Genomic DNA, 19265 nt, shown 5'->3' on the forward strand with positions numbered 1-19265 from the left:
CCGACTAGACTCATGGCCGCTCAAGCCCTGGATTCGGAGCCCTCTTGTGTCAAACTACGACCCGGTCGAGGTGACCCCGCTGCACGCCGACGAGATGGCGCGCATGCAGGCCGACGCGCTGGAGGCCGTCAAGGCCGCGCGTGACCTCGAAGAACTGAAGCGGGTGCGCCTCGCGCACGCCGGCGACCGCTCGCCGATCGCCCTGGCCAACCGCGAGATCGGCGTCCTGCCCCCGGCGGCCCGCGCCGAGGCGGGCAAGCGCATCGGCGGCGCCCGCAAGGCCGTCGCCGAGGCCCTGGCGCGGCGGCAGGCCGAGCTGGAGGCCGAACGCGACGAGCGGGTCCTCGTCGAGGAGACCGTCGACGTCACGCTGCCCACCGGCCGCGCCTCCCGGGGCGCCAGGCACCCGCTGACCACCCTGCAGGAGCGCATCGCCGACACCTTCGTCGCGATGGGCTACGAGGTGGCCGAGGGTCCCGAGCTGGAGGGGGAGTGGTTCAACTTCGACGCCCTCAACATCTCCGCCGACCACCCCGCCCGCTCCGAGCACGACACCTTCTTCGTGGAGTCCGTCGACTCCGGCAAGGTGCTGCGCACCCAGACCTCCCCGGTCCAAATCAGGGCGTTGCTCGGCAGGCCGCTCCCGGTCTACGTGATCTCGCCCGGCAAGGTGTTCCGCACCGACGAGCTCGACGCCACCCACACCCCGGTCTTCCACCAGATCGAGGGGCTGGCGATCGACGAGGGCCTGACCATGGCCCACCTCAAGGGCACCCTGGACCGGTTCGCCGAGGTCATGTTCGGCGAGGGCATCACCACCCGGTTCCGGCCCAACTACTTCCCGTTCACCGAGCCCTCCGCCGAGATGGACCTGCGCTGCTTCGTCTGCCGCGGCGCCTCGGCGACGCCCGGCAACCCGCCCTGCCGCACCTGCCGATCGGAGGGGTGGATCGAGTGGGGCGGCTGCGGCATGGTCAACCCGCGGGTGCTCATCGCCTGCGGCGTCGACCCGGCCCGCTACAGCGGCTTCGCCTTCGGCATGGGCGTCGAGCGCACCCTGATGTTCCGCCACAACGCCGAGGACATGCGCGACATGGTCGAGGGAGACGTCCGCTTCACGCTCCCCTTCGGAATGGAGATCTGATGAAGGTCCCGATCTCATGGCTGCGGGAGTACGTCGATCTGCCCGCCGTCACGGCGCACGAGATCGCCGAGAAGCTCACCGCGGCCGGGCTCAAGCTCGAGTCGGTCGTCTCCTACGGCCACGACATCAAGAACGTCGTCGTGGGCGAGGTCGTCTCCATCGAGACGCTCGAGGGCTTCAAGAAGCCCATCCGCCACTGCCGGGTCGAGGTGGGCGAGGCCGCCCCCCGCGAGATCGTCTGCGGTGCCACGAACTTCTCGGCCGGTGACCGCGTCCCGGTCGCGCTGCCCGGCGCCGTGCTGCCCGGCGGCTTCGAGATCGCCTCGCGCAAGACGTACGGGCGGCTGTCGGACGGCATGATCTGCTCGGAGTCCGAGCTCGGCGTGGCCGAGTCCTCGCCCGGCATCCTCGTGCTGCCCGAGGGCACCCCGATCGGCGCCGACGTGGTCGAGCTGCTCGGCCTGCGCGACGACGTGATCGAGCTGGAGATCACCCCCGACATCGGCTACGCCCTCTCCGTCCGGGGCGTCGCCCGGGAGGCCGCCACCGCCTTCGGCTCGGCGTTCGCCGACCCGGCCGACGTCTCCCCGCCGGAGCAGGGCGGGGTGCCCTCGGGCACCTCCTACCCGGCCTCGATCGCCGACCCCTCGGCCTGCGACCGGTTCGTGCTCCGGCGGATCCGCGGGTTCGACCCGTCGGCGCCGAGTCCGCTGTGGCTGCGCGCCCGGCTGGTCCGCGCGGGCGTGCGCCCGGTCTCGCTCGCGGTCGACGTCACCAACTACGTCATGCTGGAGCTCGGCCAGCCGCTGCACGCCTTCGACGCGGCCCGGCTGACCGGCGAGATCGTGGTGCGCAGGGCCGAGCCCGGCGAGACGCTGGAGACGCTCGACCACGTGACCCGCGCGCTCCACCCCGAGGACGTCCTGATCACCGACGCCTCCGGCGCGATCTCGATGGCCGGCACCATGGGCGGCCTGAACACCGAGATCTCCGACGCCTCCACCGACGTCGTGATCGAGGCCGCCCACTTCTCGCCCAGCGGCGTCGCGCGCATGTCGCGCCGGCACAACCTGGTCAGCGAGGCCTCCAAGCGCTTCGAGCGGGGCGTCGACCGGGAGCTCCCGCTGCAGGCGTCCTGGCGCGCGGCCCGGTTGCTGGCCGAGCTCGGCGGCGGCACGATCGAGCCGGGCGTCACCCACGCCGAGGTGGACGTCGAACCGGTCCGTATCGCCGTCCCGAGCGGCTACCCGGGCAGGGTCGCGGGCATCGTCTACGACCGCGAGACCGTGATCCGCAGGCTGGAGCAGGTCGGCTGCGCGGTCGAGAGCCTCGCCGGGGCCCCGTCCCCGGACGGCTCCGTGCAGGGCACCCCGGGTGAGGGGCCGGCCGCCGGCACCGCGGCCACCGGCGACGCCGCCACCGGGGGGATCGCCGCCAAGCTCGCGGTCACCGGTGACGACATGCTGCTGGTCACCCCGCCCTCGTGGCGGCCCGACCTGACCGACCCGAACGACCTCGCCGAGGAGGTCATCCGGCTGGAGGGCTACGAGAACCTGCCCTCGATCCTGCCCACCGCCCCGGCGGGCGCCGGCCTCACCGAGAGCCAGCGCCTGCGCCGCCGGGTGGGCCGCGCGCTGGCCGCCGCGGGCTACGTCGAGACCCTCGCCTACCCGTTCAACGGGGAGCGCGACTTCGACGGCCTGCAGCTGCCCGCCGGCGACGCGCGGCGGGCGGCCGTACGGCTGGCCAACCCGCTCAGCGAGGACGAGCCGCTGATGCGCACCACCCTGCTGCCCGGCCTGCTCAAGACGCTGGTGCGCAACGTGGGCCGGGGCGCGGGCGACGTGGCGATCTTCGAGATGGGGCTGGTCTACCGGCCCTCCCCGGACGCGCCCGCGACCGCCCCGGTGCTGGGCGTCGACCGCAGGCCGACCCCCGAGGAGCTGGCCTCGATCGAGTCGGCGCTGCCGGCCCAGCCGCTCCGGGTCGGGGTCGTGCTGGCCGGGGAGTTCGAACCGTCCGGCTGGTGGGGCAGGGGACGGCCGGCCGACTGGGCGGACGCCGTGGAGGCCGCCCGCCTGGTGGCCGCCGAGGCGGGCGTCACCCTGGAGGTCCGCGCGGACCGCCACGAGCCCTGGCACCCGGGCCGCTGCGCCGCGCTGTACGCCGGCGACGTGCTCGTCGGCCACGCCGGCGAGCTGCACCCGCGCGTGGTCGAGGCCTACGGCCTGCCCCCGCGCACCTGCGCGATGGAGCTGGAGCTGACCCGGCTGGAGCCGCTGATGGCCGGCCCACCGCAGGCGCCGTCCATCTCGGGCTACCCCGTCGCGAGCCAGGACGTCGCGCTCGTGGTGGAGGCGACGACGCCGGTGGCCGCGGTGGAGGCGGCGCTGCGCGAGGGCGCGGGCGAGCTGCTGGAGTCGATCCGGCTGTTCGACGTCTACACCGGGGCCCAGATCGGTGAGGGCCGTACCTCGCTGGCCTACGCCCTGCGCTTCCGGGCACCGGACCGGACGCTCACGGTGGAGGAGACCACCGCGGCCCGGGACGCGGCCGTGGCCCTGGCCGCCGAGCGCACCGGCGCCCGGATGCGCGGCGCCTGACCGGTTCACGGGTTCACGGGTTCACGGGTTCACCGGGGCCCGGGGCGCATGCCCCGGGCCCCTCGCGGTCCTCACCGGGACCCGTTCCTTCCGGCCGGGGTCCCGCGTTCCCGGTGGGCCTTCCCCGGGAGGCGACGACGACGTACCCGCGGGCCGCTCACCCGGGGCGGGAAGCCGTTCCCGCCCCGCGAAGGACCAGGGAGGGGACGATGAGGCACCTGCTGGTGTTCGCCGGGCGCGACGACGCCGAGGAGGTCGCCGAGGTCGTGGCCGGGGAGTTCCCGGCGCTGGGCGTGCCCGCGGTGGTCAGGGAGACCCTCGCGGGCGAGGACGACGCCGAGGACGCCCAGTGGCTCGTGGTGGTCGAGGACCCCTCCGGGACACTGCCGCCGGAGGGCGTGACCCGCCTGGACGCGCTGGCCGAGGAGTACGAGGGCTGGCGCGAGACCGGATGAGTCAGGCGGGTCAGGCGGGAGCGGTCTTCTCGCGACGGGCGCGTTCCCTGAGCGCGTACTCGTCGGTGCGGGCGTCGTAGCGGCGGAAGGCGGGGAGCAGCGCGGCCATCGCGGCCACCGCCCCCACGCAGAGCAGGCCGCCGACGCCCAGCGAGAAACGGGTCCCGCCCAGGTTGGCCATCAGGCCCGCCCTGGCGTTGCCGAGCATCGGGCCGCTCATGTAGGAGAGCAGCTCGATGCCGGCCAGGCGGCCGCGGAACTCGTCGGGGATGGTCTGGTTCCAGATGGTGGAGCGGAACACACCGCTGATCATGTCGGCGGCCCCGGCCAGCGCCAGGAAGGCGAAGATGCCCCAGACGGTCGGCATCAGCGCCGCCAGCGCCACCGCGACCCCCCACACGGCCGCCGCGATGATCACGCCGAGGCCGTGCCGGTGCACGTGCCGGGTCCAGCCGGAGGTCACCGAGGCGATCAGCGAGCCGACGGCCGAGGCGGAGAAGAAGAGCCCCAGCGCGTTGGGGGCGCCGACCTCGTCGGCGAGGAACGGGTAGAGCGCGGTGGAGAAGGCGAAGATCATCGCGGCGATGTCGACCAGGTAGGTGCCCATCAGGTCGGGGCGGCGCACCGCGTAGCGGACCCCGTCCACCAGCGCGCTCAGCGACGCCGGGGGAGCCTGTTCGGACCGGGGCTGGGCCCGTACCGCCCAGAGCAGGACCAGGGACGCCAGGAAGGTCACCACGTTGATCCCGTACGCCACCGCGACGCCGAACCAGGACGCGATGAGGCCGCTGAGGGCCGGGGCGACGATGGCGCCCAGGTTCCACCGGAAGGCCGACAGGGCGGCCGCCGCGGTCAGCTGGTCGTGCCTGACCACGCGCGGCAGCAGCGACTCCAGGCTGGGCCGCTGCAGGCTGCCCAGCCCCGCGGACAGGGCGCCCACCACGTACAGCACCCAGACCTGCGGATCGGGCAGCAGCGCGTTGACGGTGAGGACGAGGACCGTGAGGCAGAGTCCCACCTCGGTGTAGATGATGATCTTGCGCCGGTCGAGCGCGTCGGCGATCGCCCCGCCCCACAGGCCGCAGACCACCATCGGGACGAACTCGGCCACGCTGACCAGGCCGACCGCGAGGTAGGAGCCGGTGAGCTCCTTCATCTGCAGCGGGACCGCGACCAGGGTCAGGAAGGTCCCGAACATCGTGATCACGCCGGATCCGAAGAGCAGCCGGAAGTCGCGGGAGTCGCGCAGCGGGCTGAGGTCCATCGACAGCCGGCGCAGGAGCGTTCTCATCGACCGATCAGGATTTTCCGACACGGACAGCCAGTCTCGACGCTGGACGATCCGAAGGCAATCGATTTACGGCCTGCTCACGGCCGGGTCCCGCTCAGGTTCCCAGCACCTCCCTGCGCAGGCTGGTCTTGAGGATCTTGCCCCCGGGGTTGCGGGGCAGTTCGGTCTCGCGCGTCCAGAACGTGACCGGCACCTTGAACGGCGCGATCCGCTCGCGCAGGAACGCCTGCAGCTCCTCGGCCGGCACCGGCGACGACAGCCGCACCACCGCGCCGACCTCCTCGCCCAGCTCCTCGTGGGGGATGCCGATCACCGCGGCGTCCTGTACCGCGGGATGCTCGAACAGGGCGGCCTCCACCTCGGCGCAGTAGACGTTCTCGCCGCCGCGGATGACCATGTCCTTGGCCCGGTCCACGATGAAGACGAAGCCCTCCTCGTCCATCCTGGCCAGATCGCCGGTGTGCAGCCAGCCGTCGACGAAGGTCTCCGCGGTGGCCTCGGGGCGGTTCCAGTAGCCCAGGATGACATTGGGGCCGCGCATGCAGAGCTCGCCGACCGCGCCGGGCGGCAGCTCGGCGCGGAGCGGATCGGCGATCTTCACCTCGACCACGGCCATCGGCAGGCCGATGCTGTCGGGCTTGGCCAGGTAGTCCGCGCCGGCGTTGCTGATGGCGAGCGCGGTGGTCTCGGTCATGCCGTACCCGTTGGAGGGGGCGCGGCTGGGCAGCTGCTCGGTGATGCGCTCCAGCAGCTTCGGCGGGGCGGGGGCGCCGCCGTAGCCGAGGGCGCTGAGGCTGGAGATGTCGTACTTCTCCAGGTCGGGGTGGGAGAGCAGCTGCCACACGTTGGTCGGCACGCCGGTGAGGCCGGTGATCCGCTCGCGCTCGATCAGCTCCAGCGCGCGGCCCGGGTCCCACTTGTACATCAGGACCAGGCCGCCCCCGGTGAACATGGTGGTGGTCATCACCGCGAAGCAGCCGGTGACGTGGAACAGCGGCACGGTCAGCAGGGTGACGCGGCGCTGGCCCGCCGCCGCGCCCGGGTCCGCGCCCGACCTGAGCATGACGCGGTACATCCCGTAGGCGACGGTCATGGGGGCCTGGCCGAGGTTGCGGTGGCTGCCGAGGGCGCCCTTGGGTCGGCCCGTGGTGCCCGAGGTGTAGAAGATCGTGGCCGGGTCCTCGGGGGAGAGCTCCACCGGCGGGGGCGTGACGTCCGGCGCCACCTCGCCCAGCACGTCGGCGAACGAGCGGGCTCCCTCGGGCGCCTCGCCGCGGGTCACGATCAGCGCGGGCGCCACGCCGGCCAGACCGGCCGCTCGCTCGCCGTCGGCGATCAGCACCTTGGCCCCGGAGTCGGACAGGCCGTACTCCAGCTCCTGCGGGGTCCACCAGGCGTTGAGCGGCACGGCGATCGCCCCGGCGGCCAGCACGGCCGAGAAGGAGATCACCCACTCGGGGTAGTTGCGCATGGCGATGGCCACCCGGTCGCCCTTGGCCACGCCGTACTCGTCGGCCAGGCGCCGGGCCAGGGTGCAGGCCCGCCGGTAGTGCTCCTCGTAGGTGACGTGCTCGTCCTCGTAGGTGAGGAAGACCTTGTCGCCGTGGAGCCGGCTGATCTCCAGCAGTGCCCGGAAGTCCTTGGGCGCGTGCTTCCAGGTCTTGACGGTCCCGCCGTGGCTCGCGACCTCCTCCAGCTCGAAGAGCTGCCCGGGAGCGGTGAGCCGTGCCTGGACGTCGTCATGGGTGATGCTCATACGTTCGTACTCCCGGGAGAGGAGGGACCGGCGATCGCCACGATACCGACCGGTAGGTACGTGCAACAGTGCCGAAACACGACCGAATGCCCTGCCGGCCGATGTCGCGATGAGAGAACTCCCTTTCCGTCCCTTCTGTCCGTATTCGCCGCGCCGCGAGACTCCTATCGACTTGCATGGAAATCCCGTCGCGTGCATAATCTTCACGGTAAGGTCATGAGGTTCACTGAATGAACATGCAGTCATCGGGGGGACGGATGAGAGCGGCGATCGCGGGCGCCAGCGGCTACGCCGGGGGCGAGCTCCTGCGCCTGCTGCTGTCCCACCCCGGCATCGAGATCGGCGCGCTGACCGCGGCCTCCAGCGCCGGCACCGCCCTCGGCGAGCACCAGCCGCACCTGGCACCGCTGGCCGACCGGATCCTGCTGGAGACCACCCCCGGCAACCTCGCCGGCCACGACCTGGTCTTCCTGGCCCTGCCGCACGGCGCCTCGGCCGCCGTCGCCGAGTCGCTCGGCGACGCCACCCTGGTCGTCGACTGCGGCGCCGACTTCCGGCTCTCCGACCCCGCCGCCTGGGAGCACTTCTACGGCGGCACCCACGCCGGCACCTGGCCCTACGGCCTGCCCGAGCTGCCCGGCCGCCGCGAGGAGCTGCGCGCCGCCCGGCGGATCGCCGTCCCCGGCTGCTACCCCACCGCCGTCACCCTGGCCATGTTCCCCGCCTTCGCCGCCGGCCTCGTCGAGCCCGACGTGGTGGTGGTCGCCGCCAGCGGCACCAGCGGGGCCGGACGGGCGCCCAAGCCGAACCTGATGGGCAGCGAGGTGATGGGGGCGGCCGGCGCGTACGGCGTCGGCGGCGTCCACCGCCACACCCCCGAGATGGAGCAGAACCTCTCCTCGCTGACGGGGGAGAAGGTCACCGTCTCCTTCACCCCGGTGCTCGCGCCGATGAGCCGCGGCATCCTCGCCACCTGCAGCGCGCCCGCCGGGCCCGGCCTGACCCCCGCCCGGCTGCGCGAGGCCTACGAGGCCGCCGTCAAGGACGAGCCGTTCCTGCGGCTGCTCCCCGAGGGCCGGTGGCCCTCGACCTCCATGACCCTCGGAGCCAACACCGCCGCCCTCCAGGTCGCCCTGGACGAGCGCGCGGGCCGCGTCGTCACCGTCATCGCCATCGACAACCTGACCAAGGGCACGGCCGGAGGCGCGATCCAGAGCGCCAACCTCGCCCTCGGCCTGCCGGAAGAGCTCGGCCTTCCTCTCAACGGAGTCGCCCCATGAGCGTGACCGCACCCCTCGGCTTCCGGGCCGCGGGCATCGCCGCCGGAATCAAGGCCGGCGGCGCCCGAGACCTGGCACTGATCGTCAACGACGGCCCCTCCCGCGCCGCCGCGGGCGTCTTCACCGTCAACCGCGTGAAGGCCGCCCCGGTCCTGTGGTCACAGCAGGTGCTGTCCGGAGGCAGGGTGCACGCGGTCGTCCTCAACTCCGGCGGCGCCAACGCCTGCACCGGCCCGCTCGGCTTCCAGGACACCCACGCCACCGCCGAGAAGGTCGCGCGGGCCCTGGACGACTCCGCCGGCGAGGTCGCGGTCTGCTCCACCGGCCTGATCGGCGAGCGGCTGCCGATGGACCCGCTGCTGGCCGGGGTCGACCTCGCGGTCTCCCAGCTCGCCCGGGACGGCGGACTGGCCGCGGCCGACGCCATCCGCACCACCGACACCGTCTCGAAGATCTCCTTCCGCAGGGGCGAGGGCGGCTACATGGTCGGCGGCATGGCCAAGGGCGCCGGCATGCTCGCCCCCGGCCTGGCCACCATGCTGTCGGTGATCACGACCGACGCCGACCTGCCCGCCGAGCTCCTCGACGAGGTGCTGCGCAGGGTCACCCGGGTCACCTTCGACCGGCTCGACGCCGACGGCTGCATGTCCACCAACGACACCGTGCTCCTGCTGGCCAGCGGCGCCAGCGGCACCGTCCCCGACCTGGCCGAGTTCGAGCAGGTCCTGCTGGCCGTCTGCGCCGACCTCGTCCGCCAGCTGCTGCTGGACGCCGAGGGCGCCTCCAAGGCGATCGCCGTCGAGGTCGTCGGCGCCGCCTCCGAGGACGACGCCGTGACCGTCGGCCGCTCCGTCGCCCGCTCCAACCTCCTCAAGTGCGCCATCCACGGCGAGGACCCCAACTGGGGACGGGTGCTCTCGGCCGTCGGCACCACCGACGCCGCCTTCGAGCCCGACCGGCTCAACGTGGCCGTCAACGGCATCTGGATCTGCCGGGGCGGCGCCGTGGGCGACGACCGCTCCAAGGTCGACCTCACCCCGCGCGACGTGACGATCACCGTCGACCTGTCGGCCGGTCCGCACACCGCGACGATCCACGCCACCGACCTCACCGCCGCGTACGTCCACGAGAACTCGGCGTACTCCTCATGAGGCGCGCCGAGGCCCTGGCCAAGGCCGCCACGCTGATCGAGGCCCTGCCGTGGCTGGCCACCTTCCACGGCACCACCGTCGTCATCAAGTACGGCGGCAACGCGATGACCGACGAGGGACTGCGCGAGCGGTTCGCCGAGGACGTCGTCTTCCTGCGCTACGCCGGCCTGCGGCCGGTGATCGTGCACGGCGGGGGCCCGCAGATCAACGCCCAGCTCGACCGGCTCGGCATCGAGTCCACCTTCACCGCCGGCCTGCGGGTCACCACCCCCGAGGCCATGCAGGTCGTCAGGATGGTCCTCGTCGGCCAGGTCAACCGCGACGTGGTCGGCCTGATCAACCGGCACGGGCCGTTCGCGATCGGCATGTCCGGGGAGGACGCCCACCTGTTCACCGCGGTGCGCAAGCACGCCGTCGTCGACGGTGTCGGCGTCGACATCGGCCAGGTCGGCGAGATCGTCGGCGTCGAGGCCGGCGCGGTACGGGCACTGCTCGACGACGGGCGCATCCCGGTGATCTCCTCGGTGGCGCGCAGCGACGACGGCACCGTCTACAACGTCAACGCCGACACCGCCGCCGCCGCGCTCGCCGTGGCGCTGCGGGCGTCCAAGCTCATCGTCCTGACCGACGTCGCGGGCCTGTACCGCGACTGGCGCCCCGACGCCGGCGAGGACGAGATCATCGAACGGCTCTCCGCCACCGAGCTGGAGAAGCTCCTGCCCTCCCTGTCCAGCGGCATGATCCCCAAGATGGAGGCGTGCCTGACCGCCGTCCGGGGCGGCGTGCCACGGGCGCACGTGCTCGACGGCAGGGTGCCCCACTCGGTGCTGCTGGAGATCTTCACCGACGAGGGCGTCGGAACCATGGTGCTGCCGGACGTCCCCGGGACGCCGCACGCACCCGACCAGCTCACGGCGCGGCCGACGGCCGCCGCCCAGCCGAAGGGGAACGACCAGTGAGCCCGCAGCACGATCCCGCAGGACAGGCGCTCGCCAGGCGCTTCGAGGCCGCCTTCATGCCCAACTACGGGGTGCCCCCGGTGGCACTGGCCCGCGGCGAGGGCACGAGGGTCTGGGACGTCGACGGCAACGAGTACCTCGACATGATCGGCGGCATCGCGGTCAGCTCCCTCGGCCACGCCCACCCGGCCCTGGTGGAGGCCGTCTCCCGCCAGGTCGCCACCCTCGCCCACACCAGCAACCTCTTCCTGCACGAGCCCGAGGTGCTGCTCGCCGAGCGCCTGCTCGGCCTGCTCGGCGCCCCGGCCAGGGTCTTCCTGTCCAACTCCGGCACCGAGGCCAACGAGGCCGCCCTCAAGCTCGCCCTCAAGTACGGCGGCTCCACCGGCCGCCCCCGCTTCGTGGCCGCCGAGAACGGCTTCCACGGCCGCACCCTCGGCGCGCTCTCGCTGACCGGCAAGCGCTCCATCCGCGACCAGTTCGGCCCGTTCCCGATCGACGTCACGTTCGTCCCCTACGGCGACGCCGACGCCCTCAAGAGCGCCGTCGACGACCGCTGCGCCGCGGTCTTCCTCGAACCCACCCAGGGCGAGGCCGGGGTCGTGCCCCCGCCCGAGGGGTACCTCCGCGCCGCCAGGGACGTCTGCGACGCCACCGGCGCGCTGCTGGTCGCCGACGAGATCCAGTCGGCGATCGGCCGTACCGGCCACTGGTTCGCCCACCAGCACGAGGGCGTCCTGCCCGACGTGCTCACCCTGGCCAAGGGCCTCGGCGGCGGGCTGCCGATCGGAGCCTGTATCGGCCTGGGCGAGGCCGGGACCCTCTTCGCCAAGGGCGACCACGGCTCCACCTTCGGCGGCAACCCCGTCGCGGCCGCCGCCGCGCTCGCCGTGCTCGACACCATCGACCGCGACGGCCTGCTGGAGCACGTCCGCGCCGTCGGCGCCGAACTCTCCGGCGGCATCGCCGCCGTCGAGCACCCGCTGCTCGCCGGCGTCCGCGGCCGGGGCCTGTGGCTCGGGATCGTGCTGACCGCCGACCGCGCGGCCGCCGTCCAGGCCGCCGCGCAGCGGGCCGGGTTCCTGGTCAACGCCCTCCAGCCCGACGCGGTACGGATCGCGCCCCCGCTCGTGATCACCTCGGCCGACGTCGCCGCCTTCACCGCCGCGCTCCCGGCCATCCTGGACGGAGCCTCCGATGACCGGTGACCCCCTCGGCACGCGGCCCCCGGCCCCGCGGGCGCCCGTCAGGCACTTCCTGCGGGACGACGACCTCTCACCCGCCGAGCAGGAGCAGGTCCTCGACCTGGCCGCGGCGATGAAGAAGGACCGCCACGGCCACCGGCCCTTCGCCGGCCCGCAGACCGTCGCCGTCCTGTTCGACAAGCACTCCACCCGTACCCGCATCTCGTTCGCGGTCGGCATCGGCGAGCTCGGCGGCCTCCCGCTGATCCTCGACGCGGGCTCCTCCCAGATGGGCCGGGGCGAGTCGATCGAGGACACCGCCCGGGTGCTGGAGCGCCAGGTCGCCGCCATCGTGTGGCGCACCTCCGGCCAGCACAGGATCGAGGCCATGGCCTCGGCCTCCTCGGTACCGGTGGTCAACGCCCTCACCGACGAGTTCCACCCCTGCCAGATCCTCGCCGACCTGCAGACCGTCAGGGAGCACTTCGGCACGACCGCCGGCCTGACCCTGGCCTACTTCGGGGACGGGGCCAACAACATGGCCCACTCCTACCTGCTCGGCGGGGCGCTGGCCGGCATGCACGTGCGGATCGCCGCCCCCGAGGGCTACCTGCCCGACCCGGAGGTCGTCCGCCGGGCCGCCGAGATCGCCGAGACGACCGGCGGGTCGGCCACCGTCCTCGCGGACCCGGCCCAGGCCGCCGCGGACGCCGACGTGCTCGCCACCGACACCTGGGTCTCGATGGGCCAGGACGGCAGGGAACAGCGGATCGCCGACCTGACGCCCTACCAGGTCAACGCCGCGCTCGTCGGCCGGGCCGCCCCCGGCGCCGTCGTGCTGCACTGCCTGCCCGCCTACCGCGACCTGGAGATCACCGCCGAGGTCCTCGACGGGCCGCGGAGCGTGGTGTGGGACCAGGCGGAGAACCGGCTGCACGCCCAGAAGGCCCTGTTGCACTGGCTGGTCACGGCGACGACCGGCCACGGCACCGGCTCGCCGGCCTCCTCCCGCGGAGGGGGCCCGGCATGACGATCCCGATGACCAAGGTCGCCCGCCAGGCGCGCATCGCCGACCTGCTCCAGCGGCAGCCGATCAGGTCCCAGCCCGAGCTGGCCAAGCTGCTGCTGGAGAGCGGGGTGGAGGTCACCCAGGCCACCCTGTCCCGCGACCTGGACGAACTCGGCGCCCTCAAGCTGCGCGCCGAGGACGGCTCCCTGGTCTACGCCCTTCCCGGCGAAGGCGGCGACCGGATACGGCGCGCCAGGGTCGGCACCGGAGAGTCCCCGGCCGCGCGCCTGGGCAGACTCGCCGAGGAGCTCCTCGTCTCCGCCGAGGCCTCCGCCAACCTGGTCATCGTCCGCACGCCCCCCGGGGCCGCGCAGTTCCTCGCCTCCGCCATCGACCACGCCGACTGGGAGTCCATCCTCGGCACCGTGGCCGGAGACGACACCATCCTCGTCATCAGCCGGGACCCGACGGGCGGGGCGTCGGTCGCCGAGGCGCTGCTCAGGCACGCCGACCGACGTATTCAGCCCGCTCAGGCGGGCGGTCCCTGGCAGCATCTGACACCCGTGACGAACGAAGAACCTGGAGATACCAATCATGACTGACCGGGTCGTACTCGCCTTCTCCGGCGGCCTCGACACTTCCGTCGCCATTCCCTTCCTCGCCGAGAAGACCGGCGCCGAGGTCATCGCGGTGGCCGTCGACGTCGGCCAGGGCGGCGAGGACATGGAGGCCATCCGCAAGCGGGCCATCGAGTGCGGCGCCGTGGAGTCCGTCGTGGTGGACGCCCGCGAGGAGTTCGCCACCGACTTCTGCGTGCCCGCCCTGCAGGCCAACGCCCTCTACATGGACCGCTACCCGCTGGTCTCCGCGCTCTCGCGCCCGCTGATCGTCAAGCACCTGGCCGCCGCGGCCAAGGAGTTCGGCGGCACCCACGTCTCGCACGGCTGCACCGGCAAGGGCAACGACCAGGTCCGGTTCGAGGCCGGCCTGGCCGCGCTCTTCCCCGAGCTCAAGGTCATCGCCCCGGCCCGCGACTACGCCTGGACCCGGGACAAGGCGATCGCCTACGCCGAGGAGAAGAACCTCCCGATCGAGACCAGCAAGAAGAACCCGTACTCCATCGACCAGAACATCTGGGGCAGGGCCGTCGAGACCGGCTTCCTGGAGGACATCTGGAACGGCCCCGTCGAGGACGTCTACGCCTACACCGCCGACCCGGCCCAGCCGCGCGAGGCCGACGAGGTCATCATCAGCTTCGTCAAGGGCGTCCCGGTGGCCCTGGACGGGCGGCACCTGACCCCGTTCCAGATCATCGAGGAGCTCAACCGGCGCGCGGGCGCCCAGGGCGTCGGCCGCCTCGACATGGTCGAGGACCGGCTCGTGGGCATCAAGTCGCGCGAGGTCTACGAGGCGCCGGGCGCCATCACGCTGATCACCGCGCACATGGAGCTGGAGAACGTCACCGTCGAGCGCGACCTCGCCCGGTTCAAGCGCTCGGTCGACCAGCGCTGGGGCGAGCTCGTCTACGACGGCCTGTGGTTCTCCCCGCTCAAGAAGGCCCTGGACGCCTTCATCGCCGACGCCCAGCAGCAGGTCACCGGCGAGATCAGGATGGTCCTGCACGGCGGCCGGGCCACGGTCACCGGCCGTCGCTCCGAGGCGTCGCTGTACGACTTCAACCTCGCCACCTACGACACCGGCGACACCTTCGACCAGTCCCTGGCCCGGGGCTTCGTCGAGCTGTGGAGCCTGCCCTCCAAGATTGCCTCGGCCCGGGACGCCCGGCTGTCCTGATTGGGCTAGGGTCGCGAATTGAATGGGGAGGGAGAACGACGGTGACTGATGGTGGCAAGCCGATGCGGCTGTGGGGCGGCCGGTTCGAAGGAGGTCCGGCCGACGCGCTGACCAGGCTCTCGGTGAGCGTGCACTTCGACTGGCGGCTCGTACCGTACGACCTGCTGGCCTCGCGCGCGCACGCACGGGTGCTGCACCGCGCGAACCTGCTGACCGACGACGAGCTGGCGCGGATGATCGCCGCCCTGGACGACCTGGAGCGAGCCTGCAAGGCGGGCGAGTTCCGGCCGACCGTCGCCGACGAGGACGTCCACACCGCGCTGGAGCGCGGGCTGCTGGAACGCCTCGGCACGCTCGGCGGCAAGCTCAGGGCCGGTCGCAGCCGCAACGACCAGGTCGCCACCGATCTGCGCCTCTACCTCCGCGACCACGTCAGGCACATCGTCTCCCGGCTGGTGGAGCTGGAGACCGCGCTGATGAGCCAGGCCGAGGAACATGCCGAGACCGCAGCGCCCGGCATGACCCACCTGCAGCACGCCCAGCCGGTCTCCTTCGGCCACCAGCTCCTGGCGCACGTGCACGCCTTCGCCCGCGACATCGACCGGCTGCGCGACTGGGACCGCCGCGCGGCCGTCTCCCCGCTCGGCTCCGGAGCCCTGGCCGGGTCCTCCCTGCCGCTGGACCCGCGGGCCGTGGCCGGGGAGCTCGGCTTCGACTCCGCCGCGCCCAACTCGATGGACGCCGTCGCCGACCGCGACTTCGCCGCCGAGTTCCTGTTCGACGCGGCGATGATCGGCGTGCACCTGTCCCGGCTGGGCGAGGAGATCGTCCTGTGGGCCTCGCAGGAGTTCCGCTGGATCGAGATGGACGACGCCTACTCCACCGGCTCGTCGATCATGCCGCAGAAGAAGAACCCCGACGTGGCCGAGCTCGCCCGGGGCAAGAGCGGCCGCCTCATCGGCAACCTCATGGCACTGCTGACCACGCTCAAGGGCCTGCCGCTGACCTACAACCGCGACCTGCAGGAGGACAAGGAGCCGGTGTTCGACTCCGTCGACACCCTGCTGCTCGTCCTCCCCGCGATGGCCGGGCTGGTGGCGACCATGCGCGTCAACACCGCCAAGCTGGAGGCCTCGGCCCCCGACGGGTTCGCGCTGGCCACCGACCTGGCCGAGCTGCTGGTCCGCAGGGGCGTGCCGTTCCGCGAGGCCCACGAGGCGGTCGGGCATCTGGTCGTCTGGTGCCAGGTCAACGACAAGGACTTCGGCGAGCTCACCGACGACGAGCTGGCCAAGGTCTCGCCGCACTTCACCCCCGACTCCCGCGAGGTGCTCTCGGTGCCCGGCGCCCTGGCGGCCCGCAAGGCGCACGGCGGCACCGCGCCCGACCGGGTCCGCGACCAGCTCATCGCGCTGCGCGACATCGTCGACGGGCAGGCGAGCTGGGCGAGCGGGAACTGAGGCCCGTGACGGTGACGCGGCCGACCCCCGATGACGAGCGGGGCGGGCGGACCCCCGCCCCGGTGAGGCCGGCACGGGACCTCACACCCGCTCCGGCGAGGCTGGAACGGGACTTCTTCGACCGTCCCGCGCACCAGGTCGCCCCGGACCTGCTGGGACGGGTGCTGATGCACGGGCCGGTCGCGCTCCGCATCACCGAGACCGAGGCGTACGGCGTGCCCGGCGAGGACCCGGCGTCGCACACCTACCGCGGCCGGACGGCGCGCAACGCGGTGATGTTCGGCCCGCCGGGCCACCTGTACGTGTACTTCACGTACGGCATGCACTTCTGCGCCAACCTGACCTGCCTGCCCGAGGGGATCGGCTCCGGCGTGCTGCTCCGGGCCGGAGAGGTGATCTCCGGCGCCGAGCAGGCCCTGGCCCGACGCACCGCCGGGAGCTGCCGCGTCGTCAAGCACGACGACCTCGCCAAGGGCCCGGCCCGGCTGGCGGTGGCGCTCGGCTTCACCCGCGAGCACAACGGCCTCGACGCCTGCGCCCCGGGGCCGCTTCCGGAGAGCCCGGGCAGCCCGGGGATGTCGGAGATCCTTGAGCTCTCGGTGCTGGAGGGGGAGCCGGCCGTGCCCTCGTCGATCAGGTCGGGGCCGCGGACCGGGGTGTCGTCGGCCCAGGAGACGCCGTGGCGCTTCTGGATCGACGCCGACCCCACGGTCTCGCCCCACCGGCCGCACGTCCCGCGCCGCCGGTAGGTCCTCTGCCGTCGGCGGGTCTCCTGGGGTGGGTCCTCTGCCGCCGGCCGGTCTCCTGGAGGCCCCTCTGCCGCCGGAGGGTCTCCCGCCACCGGTCCCGGGGGCGGGTCCCGTGCCCGTCCCCGCCGCTTCCCCGCCGTTTTCGCGCCGTTTTCGCGTCCCGCAGGCCGCGTACCCGCTGGTCGACTGGGGGCGCGAAGGGGGATCCGGGTGGCGCGACCCGGTGGTGATCGGGCAGGGTGTGTACGAAGCCCCGAAAGTCCCTTCGAGCATTGGAAAGCAAGGATCGTGACCGACATTCTGGATGACCTCGCCTGGCGCGGCCTGATCGCGCAGTCCACCGACATCGACGCCCTGCGGGCGGCGATGGCCGAGGGTCCGATCACGGTCTATTGCGGCTTCGACCCCACCGCCCCCTCACTGCACGTCGGCAACCTCGTCCCGCTGCTGACCCTGACCCGCCTGCAGCGGGCGGGCCACCGGGCCATCGGGCTGGTGGGCGGCGCGACCGGCCTGATCGGCGACCCCAGCGGCCGGAGCACCGAACGCTCGCTCAACTCCTCCGACGTGGTGGCCGAGTGGGTCGCGCGGATCCGCGTCCAGGTGGAGAGGTTCCTCGACTTCTCCGACGAGAAGCGCGGGATCCTGGTCAGCAACCTCGACTGGACCGAGGGCATGTCCGCGATCGACTTCCTGCGCGACGTCGGCAAGCACTTCCCGGTCAACCGGATGCTCGCCCGCGAGTCGGTCTCGGCGCGGCTGGGAGGGGAGGGACTCAGCTACACCGAGTTCAGCTACCAGATCCTGCAGGCCAACGACTACCTGGAGCTGAACCGGCGCCACGGCTGCACCCTGCAGATCGGCGGCAGCGACCAGTGGGGCAACATCACCGCCGGAACCGACCTCATCCGCCGGGTGACGGGCGGCCACGTGCACGCCCTCACCGTGCCGCTCATCACCAAGGCCGACGGCACCAAGTTCGGCAAGACCGCCGGAGGCGCGGTCTGGCTCAACCCCGAGATGACCTCGCCGTACGCGTTCTACCAGTTCTGGCTGAACGCGGACGACCGGGACGTGGTGAAGTTCCTCAAGATCTACAGCTTCAGGTCCCGCGAGGAGATCGAAGGGCTGGAGAAGGCCGCGGCCGAGCGGCCGGCCGCCCGCGAGGCCCAGCGAGCGCTCGCCGAGGAGTTCACCACGCTGTTGCACGGCGCGGACGAGTGCGCCGCGGTGATCGCGGCCTCGGCGGCGCTGTTCGGCCAGGGGTCCCTGGAGGAGCTGCCCGCCCGGACGCTGGGGGAGGCCCTGGCCGAGGTGCCGCGTGCCGAGGTGGCCGGGCTGGGGGCGTCCTTCGTCGACCTGCTCGCCGAGAGCGGCCTGGTCAAGTCGAAGTCCGAGGCGCGCCGGGCGGTGAAGGAGGGCGGCGCCTACCTGAACAACGCCAAGGTCACCGACGAGACGTACGTGCCGTCGGCCGACGACCTGCTTCACGGGCGCTTCCTGGTACTGCGCAGGGGCAAGCGTTCCGTCGGCGGCGTCGAGATCGTCGGAGCCTGACCTCGACGTTCCGGAGTCCCGGGGTTCCCGGCACGGGTCCGCCCGGGGCTCCGGAATCTTCTCCGAGAGGTCTCGGCGCGGGTGCTCCCGACGCTCCGGGAGTCTTCTCCGAGGGGTCCCGGCGCGGGTGTTCCACGTGTTCGCGCCGGACGCGGTCATCGTCTCCGCGTGGGTTCCGGCCGTCGCACCGGCAACGCCGGGTAGATCGGATCCGGCCAGGTCGATGAGATGTTCAGGATGTGCCGACGCCCCGGTCACGGCCGGGGCGCCGGTGGCCCCACGGCGTAACATTCCGGTAGCGAAGGTGGCCCGTTCTTCCAATGCAGGGCTCTGACCTGCGGTTTTGTCCACGGCTCTTGATTTGACGATGTCCCGAGGGGCGCATAATCTTTCACATGCCCCGGGAGCGAGCCGGACGCCTGAGCGGCGGACGGGCACCGGGAGCCGACCCGCTGAACGAACCTGAGAGTTCGGACCCACGTAGATCACCGAAAAACCGGTTGATTCGTCGACGGCCTGGATGTCACGGTAGGTTCAGAGGGTTGTCCCGGAAGCGGGATGCAAATCCTAGTGAGTTTGCCGGGATTGTGACAAGTGAACTGAGCTTCACAATTTGACACAATCTTGACAGAGATGTACGGTAGAAATACGAAATGGAACGCCCCTGGTGGTCGGCCCGAACGGGTCCGGTTGACCGGGTGTACGCGTCCGTTTCTTGAGAACTCAACAGTGTGTTAAAAGCCAGTGCATGAAGCACAACCCTGTCCTAACCACCCTCGCGGGTGGGGGACGGATTCCTTTGGTTGAACATCCATCGCGTTCCCGGACCTGTTCGGGGATGGTGGTGGGCTTTCAGCCGGGTAAGGACTGTTC

At 72.3% G+C, this 19265-nt stretch carries 15 protein-coding genes; 13 read left to right on the top strand and 2 right to left on the bottom strand.

Annotated features, from left to right (window positions below):
- Nucleotides 1-94: 94 nt before the first annotated feature.
- The 3 genes from pheS (at nt 95) to ACIBCT_RS34950 (ending at nt 4202) form a co-directional block, all read left to right on the top strand.
- Entirely contained in the window at nt 95-1144 is a 1050-nt protein-coding gene (gene pheS, locus ACIBCT_RS34940) for a phenylalanine--tRNA ligase subunit alpha (RefSeq protein ID WP_399196099.1), read from the top strand.
- Nucleotides 1144-3747, top strand: coding sequence for a phenylalanine--tRNA ligase subunit beta (locus ACIBCT_RS34945; protein WP_399196071.1), 2604 nt, complete (start codon nt 1144-1146; stop codon nt 3745-3747). The genes pheS and ACIBCT_RS34945 overlap by 1 nt, the downstream gene beginning before the upstream one ends.
- 209 nt (nt 3748-3956) lie before the next feature.
- Complete coding sequence (locus tag ACIBCT_RS34950; protein ID WP_399196073.1) at nt 3957-4202, top strand: hypothetical protein; 246 nt, start codon at nt 3957-3959, stop codon at nt 4200-4202.
- 10 nt (nt 4203-4212) lie between these two features.
- Here the strand turns inward: ACIBCT_RS34950 and ACIBCT_RS34955 are convergent, their stop codons facing one another.
- Complete coding sequence (locus ACIBCT_RS34955) at nt 4213-5493, bottom strand: MFS transporter (protein ID WP_399196075.1); 1281 nt, start codon at nt 5491-5493, stop codon at nt 4213-4215.
- Nucleotides 5494-5587: 94 nt separating this feature from the next.
- A complete protein-coding gene (locus ACIBCT_RS34960; RefSeq protein ID WP_399196077.1) occupies nt 5588-7249 on the bottom strand; it encodes a class I adenylate-forming enzyme family protein in 1662 nt (553 codons plus the stop codon).
- Nucleotides 7250-7506: 257 nt separating this feature from the next.
- Between ACIBCT_RS34960 and argC the strand changes: the two genes are divergently transcribed.
- The 10 genes from argC to tyrS all read left to right on the top strand — a co-directional run bounded on the left by argC (nt 7507) and on the right by tyrS (nt 18392).
- On the top strand, nt 7507-8529 hold the full coding sequence (gene argC, locus ACIBCT_RS34965) for an N-acetyl-gamma-glutamyl-phosphate reductase (RefSeq protein ID WP_399196079.1): 1023 nt from the start codon (nt 7507-7509) through the stop codon (nt 8527-8529).
- Nucleotides 8526-9680, top strand: a complete 1155-nt coding sequence (gene argJ, locus ACIBCT_RS34970; protein ID WP_399196081.1) for a bifunctional glutamate N-acetyltransferase/amino-acid acetyltransferase ArgJ — start codon at nt 8526-8528, stop codon at nt 9678-9680. The genes argC and argJ overlap by 4 nt, the downstream gene beginning before the upstream one ends.
- Complete coding sequence (gene argB, locus ACIBCT_RS34975) at nt 9677-10639, top strand: acetylglutamate kinase (RefSeq protein WP_399196083.1); 963 nt, start codon at nt 9677-9679, stop codon at nt 10637-10639. The genes argJ and argB overlap by 4 nt, the downstream gene beginning before the upstream one ends.
- Nucleotides 10640-10695: 56 nt before the next feature.
- On the top strand, nt 10696-11847 hold the full coding sequence (locus ACIBCT_RS34980; protein WP_399196101.1) for an acetylornithine transaminase: 1152 nt from the start codon (nt 10696-10698) through the stop codon (nt 11845-11847).
- The gene (argF, locus tag ACIBCT_RS34985) at nt 11837-12853 is read left to right on the top strand and encodes an ornithine carbamoyltransferase (protein ID WP_399196085.1); all 1017 of its coding nucleotides are present in this window, start codon (nt 11837-11839) and stop codon (nt 12851-12853) included. The genes ACIBCT_RS34980 and argF overlap by 11 nt, the downstream gene beginning before the upstream one ends.
- Nucleotides 12850-13434: an arginine repressor gene (locus ACIBCT_RS34990; RefSeq protein WP_399196087.1), complete on the top strand. Its 585-nt coding sequence runs from the start codon at nt 12850-12852 to the stop codon at nt 13432-13434. The genes argF and ACIBCT_RS34990 overlap by 4 nt, the downstream gene beginning before the upstream one ends.
- Nucleotides 13427-14626 (top strand): argininosuccinate synthase, encoded by a 1200-nt coding sequence (locus ACIBCT_RS34995; RefSeq protein ID WP_399196089.1) that lies wholly within the window; start codon nt 13427-13429, stop codon nt 14624-14626. The genes ACIBCT_RS34990 and ACIBCT_RS34995 overlap by 8 nt, the downstream gene beginning before the upstream one ends.
- A 41-nt stretch (nt 14627-14667) precedes the next feature.
- Nucleotides 14668-16086: an argininosuccinate lyase gene (argH, locus tag ACIBCT_RS35000; RefSeq protein ID WP_344903569.1), complete on the top strand. Its 1419-nt coding sequence runs from the start codon at nt 14668-14670 to the stop codon at nt 16084-16086.
- Nucleotides 16087-16148: 62 nt separating this feature from the next.
- Entirely contained in the window at nt 16149-16835 is a 687-nt protein-coding gene (locus ACIBCT_RS35005) for a DNA-3-methyladenine glycosylase (RefSeq protein ID WP_399196091.1), read from the top strand.
- 288 nt (nt 16836-17123) lie between these two features.
- The gene (tyrS, locus tag ACIBCT_RS35010) at nt 17124-18392 is read left to right on the top strand and encodes a tyrosine--tRNA ligase (RefSeq protein WP_399196093.1); all 1269 of its coding nucleotides are present in this window, start codon (nt 17124-17126) and stop codon (nt 18390-18392) included.
- The last annotated feature ends 873 nt before the right edge of the window (nt 18393-19265 follow it).

This window comes from Streptosporangium sp. NPDC050855 (assembly GCF_044456585.1).
Lineage (GTDB): Bacteria > Actinomycetota > Actinomycetes > Streptosporangiales > Streptosporangiaceae > Streptosporangium > Streptosporangium longisporum.

What these genes read in the sequence shown, in the direction of transcription:
- pheS (WP_399196099.1), top strand. Translation starts at nt 95, where the DNA reads ATGGCGCGCATGCAGGCCGACGCGCTGGAGGCCGTCAAGGCCGCGCGT.
- ACIBCT_RS34945 (WP_399196071.1), top strand. Translation starts at nt 1,144, where the DNA reads ATGAAGGTCCCGATCTCATGGCTGCGGGAGTACGTCGATCTGCCCGCC.
- ACIBCT_RS34950 (WP_399196073.1), top strand. Translation starts at nt 3,957, where the DNA reads ATGAGGCACCTGCTGGTGTTCGCCGGGCGCGACGACGCCGAGGAGGTC.
- ACIBCT_RS34955 (WP_399196075.1), bottom strand. Translation starts at nt 5,493, where the DNA reads ATGAGAACGCTCCTGCGCCGGCTGTCGATGGACCTCAGCCCGCTGCGC.
- ACIBCT_RS34960 (WP_399196077.1), bottom strand. Translation starts at nt 7,249, where the DNA reads ATGAGCATCACCCATGACGACGTCCAGGCACGGCTCACCGCTCCCGGG.
- argC (WP_399196079.1), top strand. Translation starts at nt 7,507, where the DNA reads ATGAGAGCGGCGATCGCGGGCGCCAGCGGCTACGCCGGGGGCGAGCTC.
- argJ (WP_399196081.1), top strand. Translation starts at nt 8,526, where the DNA reads ATGAGCGTGACCGCACCCCTCGGCTTCCGGGCCGCGGGCATCGCCGCC.
- argB (WP_399196083.1), top strand. Translation starts at nt 9,677, where the DNA reads ATGAGGCGCGCCGAGGCCCTGGCCAAGGCCGCCACGCTGATCGAGGCC.
- ACIBCT_RS34980 (WP_399196101.1), top strand. Translation starts at nt 10,696, where the DNA reads ATGCCCAACTACGGGGTGCCCCCGGTGGCACTGGCCCGCGGCGAGGGC.
- argF (WP_399196085.1), top strand. Translation starts at nt 11,837, where the DNA reads ATGACCGGTGACCCCCTCGGCACGCGGCCCCCGGCCCCGCGGGCGCCC.
- ACIBCT_RS34990 (WP_399196087.1), top strand. Translation starts at nt 12,850, where the DNA reads ATGACGATCCCGATGACCAAGGTCGCCCGCCAGGCGCGCATCGCCGAC.
- ACIBCT_RS34995 (WP_399196089.1), top strand. Translation starts at nt 13,427, where the DNA reads ATGACTGACCGGGTCGTACTCGCCTTCTCCGGCGGCCTCGACACTTCC.